Source organism: Thalassolituus sp. (genome assembly GCF_034111725.1).
Lineage (GTDB): Bacteria > Pseudomonadota > Gammaproteobacteria > Pseudomonadales > Oceanobacteraceae > Thalassolituus.
In genome coordinates, this window is record NZ_JAWUWR010000012.1 from 88,290 (window position 1) to 97,332 (window position 9,043).

A 9,043-nucleotide genomic window follows, 5' to 3' on the forward strand; every position below is an offset into this window, starting at 1 on the left:
ACCTGTATACAGACTCTACAGGAAATCATCATGGAACAACGCCAGTTTAAACGCGTTCATTTCTTCCAGCGTGTACAAGTGGAAAGCGAAGGCAAAATTTTAGAGACCTATTGCCTCGATGTTAGTTTGCGCGGCATCTTATTGGTCTTGCCTGAGCACGTGACATGGCGCTTAGAGCAACCACTCAAAGTGACATTGGGTTTGGCTGATGGCGAAAATATTATTATGAACTGTTTTCTTGTTCATCTTGATGATGATGTTGTCGGTTGTGCCTGTGACTCGATGGATATTGATAACCTCACCGCTTTACGTCGGTTATTGGAAGAAAACCTTGAAATCCCATCTCATGCTAATCGCGAACTCTCAGAGTTAATCCGTACACCAGAATAGTTGTGAGGCGGCAAAAACTACAGACAGAGTCATAAGACTGTCTAGCGCCTGTCATGCTCGAACGATATAGTGAAGCTCTCCTTAACAGTAGGAATCTCCTATGTTTCAGCCGCGACTTGAGCAGCATATCTATCCATCCCCCGTCGGCAAAATTGTCTGCGTTGGACGCAACTACGCCGCTCATGCTGCGGAGCTAAATATTCCCGTACCTGCTGAGCCCATTTTATTTATTAAGCCCGCTGATGCAGCGTGTGCTTTAGGTCCTGTATTCGCAGTGCCGCAAGGCATGGGGTCGGTGCACCATGAACTTGAAATTGCCGTATTGATCGGTGAAACACTCAGCAATGCGAGTGAAGAAACAGTTCTAGCCAGTCTTGCTGGCGTAGGCATCGGCTTAGACTTAACGCTGCGTGATGTACAAGACGGGTTAAAAGCCAAGAGCTTACCGTGGGAAATTGCTAAGTCATTTGATGGCGCTTGTCCGCTAAGTGATTTTATCGCTGCCGACAAAGTCGAAGACTGGGCTGATATCGAAATCCGTTTGATCCGCAATGGCAAAGTACAGCAGGAGGGCAATAGCAGTGCTATGTTGTTCCCAATTATTGCGCTGATCGCACGCATGTCTCGTCACTTCACCTTAAACCCCGGCGACGTCATCATGACCGGCACCCCAGCAGGTGTTGGCCCTTTAGAGGTCGGTGATGAACTTGAAGCGCATCTGCAAGATTGGCTGGTGGTGAATACCCACGTTAAAGGGCGTGATCCTGCATGAAGCAAACACAAGATCATTGCAATAAACCCGGTTTAACCCCGATTGAAGATGCGCTGCAATATTTGTTAGAAACCATTTCAGTTCTGACCGAAACGGAGGTTATTCCATTAAGTGAAGCGCATGGTCGAGTATTAGCGGCCGATGTCATTAGCCCTATCAATGTACCGCCACACGACAACTCCGCGATGGATGGATACGCGCTGCATCACCTTAGTGATGTGACGCAGCCGATAGAGATTGTTGCGACGGTTTTAGCAGGTCATCCGTATACCGAGGAGCTCGCGCAGGGTAAAGCCGTGCGTATTATGACGGGTGCGCCAGTACCGCAAGGTGCAAGCGCAGTAGTGATGCAAGAAGATGCGCAACGTACCGGCGATTCCGTAGTATTTGCTGCGGGTGTGGCATTGAACGAAGGCATGAATATTCGTCGCACAGGTGAAGACATTCGCCAGCACGCCATTATTTTACCCGCGGGTCGCCGCTTGCGCGTGGCCGACTGCGGTTTACTGGCCAGCATTGGCGTCGCCACTGTGGCTGTAGTCCGTCGCTTGCGTGTTGCGCTGGTGACCACTGGCGACGAATTGCAAACACCCGGGACACCATTGCTGCCGGGTAATATTTACGAAAGTAATTCATTTACCCTGACACCCATGTTGCAGCGCTTAGGGGTTGAACTGATTACTATGCCAGCCGTGGCGGATGATTTAACCGCGTTACGTAAGGCGTTTACCCAAGCGGATGAACAAGCCGATGTGGTGATTACTTCCGGTGGCGTGTCTGTAGGCGAAGCGGATTTAACTCGCACTGTGCTGGAAGAACTGGGGCAATTAAATTTTTGGAAGTTAGCGATTAAACCGGGCAAGCCGTTTGCGTTTGGACGCTTACCCTCCAGTTGGTTTATTGGCTTGCCGGGTAATCCAGTATCGGCCTTAGTCACTTTGCATCAGCTTGCTTTACCTTTGCTGCGCACGATGGCGGGTGAAACATTAGCGAAGCCACTGCGTTTTAATGCAACTACGCTAATCGATTTACGTAAATCGCCCGGTCGAGCAGATTATCAGCGCGCCATCGCCAAGCCAAATGAAGAAGGGCAGTTGGTGGTAGCGACGACTGGGGCACAAGGGTCGGGTGTACTCAGTTCTATGAGCCAAGCGAACTGCTATATCGTGTTGGAACAAGAGCGCGGACGGGTGAGTGCGGGTGAAAGCGTCACGGTTGAGCTGTTTGATCAGTGGCTGGCTTAACCTGCTTATGTTTCGTAGCTGACTTAGCTATCGCAGAAAACAAAAAAGCGCCTGAGTTAGGCGCTTTTTTGCAGGCTTCGTTAATAACAATATTAACGAATGATGTGTTCCATCTTATCAGGAACGCCGTCCCATTCTGCCGCGTCTGGCATAGGATCTTTCTGTTCCGTGATGTTTGGCCAGATTTCTGCCAACTCAGCGTTCAATTCAATGTACTTTTCTTGACCGGTTGGTACTTCATCTTCCGAGAAGATAGCTTCTGCTGGGCACTCAGGTTCACACAGGGCGCAATCAATGCACTCGTCTGGGTGAATAACTAGAAAGTTCGGGCCTTCATAGAAACAATCAACTGGGCATACTTCAACACAGTCGGTGTATTTACACTTCACACAGTTATCAACCACAACGAAGGTCATGCGTTCTCTCCTAATCTACGGCGCAGGCCGAAACGGTGTCGGCAGTTGGCGATTTTATATTCACCTATAATTAAGCCCGCTATTCTAGGTAGCTAGTGGCTTGGGAGCAAGGTCAATCCTCGGATTTGAACGGTTATCTATCGCCATAATCCGAGAATGTCTTATCGGTTTTACCGAATTAGAGCAGCCCTTTCAATTGATAGAGCAGTTCAAGCGCCTGCCGAGGTGATAAATCATCGGGGCTAATGCCCGCTAATTTCTCCTCCACAATCGAGGGTGCGGCCGCAAATAAATCGTTTTGCAGTGGCAACACTTTTGCTGTTTTGCTGGTGGTTTTAACCGGTGCCGCTAGCTCGTGGCTGCCTTGTTCAAGAAGTTGCAATTGCGCCCGCGCTTGTTGGATCACAGTGGCCGGAACGCCCGCCAATTGGGCAACTTGCAGGCCATAGCTCTGACTCGCAGGACCATCTTCGACGGAGTGCATAAAGATAATACGCTCGTCATGTTCGGTGGCTTTAAGATGCACGTTAACGGCGGTTGGGTGGTGCTCGGGCAGGGCAGTCATCTCGAAGTAGTGGGTCGCGAACAAGGTAAAAGCTTCTGTCTTGTCGGCTAAATGCGCGGCAGCGGCCCATGCCAGCGACAAGCCATCAAAGGTGCTGGTGCCGCGACCGACTTCATCCATCAATACCAAACTGTCGCGCGTGGCATTGTGTAAAATATTGGCCGTTTCGGTCATTTCCACCATAAAGGTCGAACGACCACCGGCGACATCATCCGCCGAACCCATACGGGTAAAGATGCGATCAATCGGCCCCAGTCGGCACGATTCTGCGGGTACATAACTGCCGACATGAGCCAGCAAAGTAATGACCGCGACTTGCCGCATGTAGGTCGATTTACCGCCCATGTTCGGGCCGGTAATGATCTGCATGCGTCGATCATTCGTCAGCGACGTATTGTTGGCAACAAACGGATCGGTAATTAAGCTTTCCACCACCGGATGACGACCTTGGATAATTTCCAAGCGGCTTTCGTCGACCAACTCTGGTTGAGTTAAACGCAGGCTATCGGCACGCTCGGCAAAACACACCAAAACATCAAGCTCAGATAGCGCTGCAGCGCATACTTGCAGTGGAATTAAATCCTCGGCCAGTGCGGTTAATAATTCTTCGTATAAAAACTTTTCACGACTTAGCGAACGGCTCTTGGCACTGAGTGCTTTATCTTCAAATGCTTTTAATTCTGGAGTAATAAATCGTTCGGCATTTTTTAATGTTTGTCGGCGTATATATTCGACTGGTGCTTTTTCTGCTTGGGATTTACTGATTTCGATGTAATAACCATGCACACGGTTATAGCCGACTTTTAACGTACTTAAGCCCGTGCGCGCTAATTCTTCTTGCTCTAATTTAACCAGATAATCGCCCGCGTTTTCGCTCAGTGAACGCAGTTCATCGAGTTCACTGTCGTAGCCTTCGGCAATAACACCGCCATCACGAATAATGACGGGTGGGTTTTCAATAATCGCTTTAGTTAAACGCTCAACCCATTGCGGAAATTCCGGCGCACGTTCAGCAATACCAGCCGCTAGCTCGCCATCTAGGCCACTTAAATGCTGGCGAATTTCTGGAATCACGGTGAACGCATCGCGCAAACGCGCGAGATCACGTGGGCGGGCAGAACCCAGTGCCACACGCGATAAAATACGTTCAACGTCGCCTACTTGGCGTAAGGCTTTGTGTAAATCCTCCCATGCATAATGTTGCAAACATTGGGCAATTAAGCCTTGGCGCTGCCGTAGTTGCGCACGATCACGTAACGGACGATTTAACCAACGACGCAATAAACGGCTACCCATCGCTGTTGCGGTTTTATCCATTACCCACGCGAGGGTATAAAGCGAATCGCCTTTTTGATTAATATCGATTTCTAAATTACGTCGACTAGCAGGGTCGATAATAATGGCATCGCTGGCTTGCTCAACCGCAATCGAACGGATATGCGGCAAGCTATTGCGCTGGGTATCTTGGGCGTAATGCAACAAGGCACCGGCAGCACGAATCGCCACAGTCATACCTTCACAGCCAAAGCCGCGTAAATCGCGAGTTTTTAATTGTTCGGTTAATAAACGCAGCGCGGTATCGCTTTCGAAATGCCACGGCGCAAGCATTTTACTGCCCGCGCGTTCACTTATCTCATCCGCAATATCTTGATCTTCGGCCAGCAATAACTCGGCAGGGCGTAAGCGCTCAATTTCGGCTAATAGCGACGCTTCGCCATCGACTTCCATCACAGTAAAACGACCACTGCTGATTTCCAGCACCGCCAAGCCGTGGCGTTGCTTGGATGAACATAGCGCTACTAATAAGTTATCTTGGCGCTCATCCAGAAAGGCTTCGTCGGTCAGCGTACCGGGCGTAAGAATACGCACCACTTTGCGCTCAACCGGCCCTTTACTGGCGGCAGGGTCACCGATTTGCTCGGCAATCGCCACCGACACACCTTGGCGCACCAGCTTAGCAATGTAGTTATCCGCCGCATGATAAGGCACACCCGCCATCGGAATTGGCTTGCCACCACTCTGACCACGCGCGGTTAACGTGATATCCAGCAACTGCGCTGCCCGCTTAGCATCATCGAAGAACAGCTCATAAAAATCGCCCATACGATAGAACAGAATCGTATCTGGAAACTCCCCCTTGATCTTGAGGTATTGCTGCATCATCGGGGTATGGGCGCTGGCCTGACTCATGTCGTGCGTGTCCTTCTGATTCGATTACGGGCGTGGTTAACTGGATCGTGCTAATGGATGTACAAACTGGAGCGAGATTGTACTGGAAAGGGGGCTGATACAGAAATCTGGTGTGGCTAGCTGGTCAGTAAAGTAATGGTTAACGCTCCTACAACATCAAGCCGCTCCTGCATCAATCGCTGTATGACTTGTTCACAGTGGTTGGGGCGTGGAGAAGTAGTCCAAGCCCCATTGAAACAGGCACGCTGTACTGAAACCTTCGTGGGTGAGTTCGTAGCCACGTTTGTTGTGAATATCGAACTGGCTAATTAATGGTGTTGCTAGCGGTCTATATCGTCTTTCACATTCGTTGCCAGCCGGTACATTAAATACCAGTTGTGAGCCCGGTAGATCCATAAATACGGCTTGTGGGTTATCTAACCACGGCAGAAATGGGTGCTTACGCGTTGCAGTAAGAAGTTTGAGCATGATCCTTGCTCTTGAAAAAATAGCCAAAGCAGCACTCATATTGCGAGAAAGCCCAGCGCAGTTAAGTATGTATACGCTGAAATAACTACTTAGGAATGTGTAGGAGGTACTCAGGGAAGCGAAGCGAGCAGTGCCGATTTACGTTATTGATACCATCACAGCTTTCGCGATTACGAACAAAAAACGTTCGTTGAATCGCTCCTACTGGCGGTTTTCTAGTTCACATCTGTAGATACCATCACCTCGCAATTCTATTAATTTGACCTCCTCGTCGCGTGGCTCTCGCACGAATATCTAAATCCTAAAAGTAGTTTGGTTATCGGATGGATACCTTGCTCGACGTAGTGGGTGGTCCTGCGGTAGTTATGGTTGTATTGAAACTATAAATCGCCTAGTCATAGTAAAAATATAGTTTCACTATCTATTGAATGGTCTTCAGCTATCAAAACAGAAGTCTTTGGTTCCATTCTTGACTAATGCTTTAGAGGAGATGTTTTCTTACGTGGTAGTCTCAATCTTTGCTTTGGAAGCGTATTTATTATCTAGTTATGAATTATGTATGAATTGATTTTGCTAATTTTCTCTTCTAACTCTTCTTCTGGTCCGGCAAAGTTTCGAGATGCTACTATGCCAAAGTTTAACGTTTTGCCATTCAACTCTACTCGGTAATCCAATCCATTTTCGTAGCAGTTTTTTAAAAATTCGAGCTGTCTTGCTATAGAAGCGTAAATGTTAGAGTCTTCAGATGTTTTCTCTTTTAGTTGTATTTCTGGTAATACCTCGTCGATCATGTCGACTATTTTATCTTTCATACTTATAGACCTATAGTGGAGTTTTTGACTGAATTATTGACTAACAATTGAACCCCTCCTCCGGATGTTTTAACTGGATTGGCGGGAACGGTCCAGTCATCGAGCACTGGCTTTGCATAACTTTGTAGTCCTGTACCCTCCGGAACTTTAAATGCTTTTAATGATCTAGTGTCACTATTAAGACCTAAAGAATCGGGGGATTGATTGCTTAAAGGATCGAACCAGTTTCCGGGATGGCCGTGAGATTTGACATACTGAGTCATTGTGTCCGGCGGAGGAAAAGAGACTACCTCAAGAGGTTGCGCCAAGTCGACACCACCAATAACTCCATCGGAAGCACTTCCCAATGCGTTATCGATTTGTCCCTCCGTAAAGCCATTGTTTTCTAAATAATGTCTAGCTACTTTATCTCTGGCAGCAATATGCTCAGGGGTTGAACCTTTCGATTTCGCTAGCTCAACTTCTTCAGGAGTTGGTTTTAGTGTCTTATGTTTATTTTTATCATCGTGGCTATCATCGTTTTTGTCCGATACCTTTCCATCCTCAGCCCCATGCGCATCGGTTTTCTTCGCCTGTACCTGATCGGCTTCCATGTCAGAAAACTTGGCGCTATTACCTTTAGCTTTGCGTTTCTTGCCTTCAAGTTTTAACTTGCGTGTGGCTTTGGCGACGTCGCTTAATAAGTCTCCAACTTTTTGGAATTTCTTAATTAGGTGCGCTTTGCTGCCTATGGCATCTGCGGTGACTTAGATCTTTTGATTTTTTTGATTGCGAAATTGGTCGGGGCTTCTTTGGATTCTGTCAAATACTTCTTATAACTATGTTGTTACTCATGAAAAAACTCCAATAATTGATAAGAATTATCTTTTGCTAAATCGTCCGATGTATTCAGCGAGAATAGCGTCATAAATTTTCTGAATTAAGACGTGTTAGTTCCATAGTTCCCGAAGATTGTTAGTTACATTATTCAATTTTTCTTTAAGTACCATTTCATCAGGTGATGAAAGCTCCCTAGATGAAATTATTCCATATGTGAACTCTTCGTCTGGCTTCAGCATTTTTACAGGATTTTTCATTTTAATAGCATTTTTTTCTATGAATTCTAATTGAGATTTGACTGAATCCATCCAGTTGTTATGCCCGTGTTTTTTTGAAAGAGAGTCCATTTCATTTATGGCATCTCTTGCAGATTTTTCCAAATTATTGAATTTAAATTTTTCCAAAATTAGATACCTTGTGAACCAGATTTTATTATGTCATTTACTAATAGTTGAATGCCGCCACCTTCTGTTTGAACAGGATTATTCTTATTCGTCCATTTGTCGAGAATAGGTCTTGAAGTTGATTTTAAGCCTGATCCTGGTGGTACATTGAAGGCTGCTGCGTGTCTTCCCTCTCCACTAATTCCGAGTGAGTCGGGAGTTTGTCCTCCTATTGGGTCAAACCAATTCCCTGGGTTGCCATGCGATCTTACATGCTGGTACATGGTGTCGGGAGGTGGGAAGTTAACTATTTCTAAGGGTTTGGTCATATCAACTCCTCCCTTTGCTCCAATACGATAATCGCCGATTGCATCACTTATTTGGTTATCGTTGAAATTGTTATTTTCTAGAAAATATCGTGAAACCTTTTCTCTAGCTTCGATGTGCTGAGGTGTCGTACCTTTCGATTTAGCTAGCTCAATTTCTTCAGGGGTTGGTTTTAATGTTTTATGTATTTTCTTTTCATCATGACCATCATCTTTTTTGTCGGATGGCTTCCCATCCTCAGCCCCATGAGGATCAGTCTTTTTATCATGAACTTGATCGGCATCCAAATCCGTATATTTAGCGGTCTTACCTTTAGCTTTGCGTTTTTTGCCTTGTAGCTTCAGTTTACGCGTGGCTTTGGCGAAGTCGCTGAGTAAATCCCCAACCTTTTGGAATTTCTTAATTAGGTGCGCTTTGCTGCCTATGGCGGCCACAGCTCCAACACCACCTGTAACGGCGGCCACTATGATGGTGAGTATTAATTCAAAGGCGGCGGTGCCTGCGACATTAGTGATTTCAATGGCGTGTTGGGCTTCGGCGTAGTCTTTTACAAATTGATAGAGCATGTCGCGCAGGCTTGGGTCTTCGATCACCAAGTTGGCCATCGCCATGGCTTCGTCAATTTGTTGTTCGGTAATTTGTGTGGGGTCGAAGCCA

The 9,043-nt window shown here is 46.9% G+C and carries 9 protein-coding genes and 1 pseudogene; 3 read left to right on the forward strand and 7 right to left on the reverse strand.

What is annotated here, in order from left to right; genetic code table 11:
* Positions 1 to 30: 30 nt before the first annotated feature.
* The 3 genes from UXZ23_RS02305 (at position 31) to moeA (ending at position 2,406) form a co-directional block, all read left to right on the forward strand.
* The gene (locus UXZ23_RS02305) at positions 31 to 390 is read left to right on the forward strand and encodes a PilZ domain-containing protein (protein WP_015488237.1); all 360 of its coding nucleotides are present in this window, start codon (positions 31 to 33) and stop codon (positions 388 to 390) included.
* Positions 391 to 490: 100 nt separating this feature from the next.
* Positions 491 to 1,162 carry a fumarylacetoacetate hydrolase family protein gene (locus UXZ23_RS02310; protein WP_320819042.1) on the forward strand — a complete coding sequence of 224 codons (672 nt, stop codon included), beginning with the start codon at positions 491 to 493 and terminating at the stop codon, positions 1,160 to 1,162.
* Positions 1,159 to 2,406 (forward strand): molybdopterin molybdotransferase MoeA, encoded by a 1,248-nt coding sequence (gene moeA, locus UXZ23_RS02315; protein WP_320819043.1) that lies wholly within the window; start codon positions 1,159 to 1,161, stop codon positions 2,404 to 2,406. The genes UXZ23_RS02310 and moeA overlap by 4 nt, the downstream gene beginning before the upstream one ends.
* 92 nt (positions 2,407 to 2,498) lie before the next feature.
* Here moeA and fdxA read toward each other — a convergent pair whose 3' ends face one another.
* The 7 genes and pseudogenes from fdxA to UXZ23_RS02350 all read right to left on the reverse strand — a co-directional run.
* Complete coding sequence (gene fdxA, locus UXZ23_RS02320) at positions 2,499 to 2,822, reverse strand: ferredoxin FdxA (protein WP_320819044.1); 324 nt, start codon at positions 2,820 to 2,822, stop codon at positions 2,499 to 2,501.
* Between the two features lie 178 nt (positions 2,823 to 3,000).
* Positions 3,001 to 5,577, reverse strand: a complete 2,577-nt coding sequence (gene mutS, locus UXZ23_RS02325; RefSeq protein ID WP_320819045.1) for a DNA mismatch repair protein MutS — start codon at positions 5,575 to 5,577, stop codon at positions 3,001 to 3,003.
* A 192-nt stretch (positions 5,578 to 5,769) separates the two neighbouring features.
* On the reverse strand, positions 5,770 to 6,045 hold the full coding sequence (locus UXZ23_RS02330; RefSeq protein WP_320819046.1) for a hypothetical protein: 276 nt from the start codon (positions 6,043 to 6,045) through the stop codon (positions 5,770 to 5,772).
* A gap of 542 nt (positions 6,046 to 6,587) precedes the next feature.
* Positions 6,588 to 6,857 (reverse strand): immunity protein Tsi6 family protein, encoded by a 270-nt coding sequence (locus UXZ23_RS02335; RefSeq protein ID WP_320819047.1) that lies wholly within the window; start codon positions 6,855 to 6,857, stop codon positions 6,588 to 6,590.
* 2 nt (positions 6,858 to 6,859) lie between these two features.
* Complete coding sequence (locus tag UXZ23_RS02340; protein WP_320819048.1) at positions 6,860 to 7,450, reverse strand: polymorphic toxin type 46 domain-containing protein; 591 nt, start codon at positions 7,448 to 7,450, stop codon at positions 6,860 to 6,862.
* 336 nt (positions 7,451 to 7,786) lie between these two features.
* Entirely contained in the window at positions 7,787 to 8,080 is a 294-nt protein-coding gene (locus UXZ23_RS02345; protein WP_320819049.1) for a hypothetical protein, read from the reverse strand.
* A gap of 2 nt (positions 8,081 to 8,082) precedes the next feature.
* Positions 8,083 to 9,043, reverse strand: a pseudogene (locus tag UXZ23_RS02350) (hypothetical protein); the annotation flags it as partial.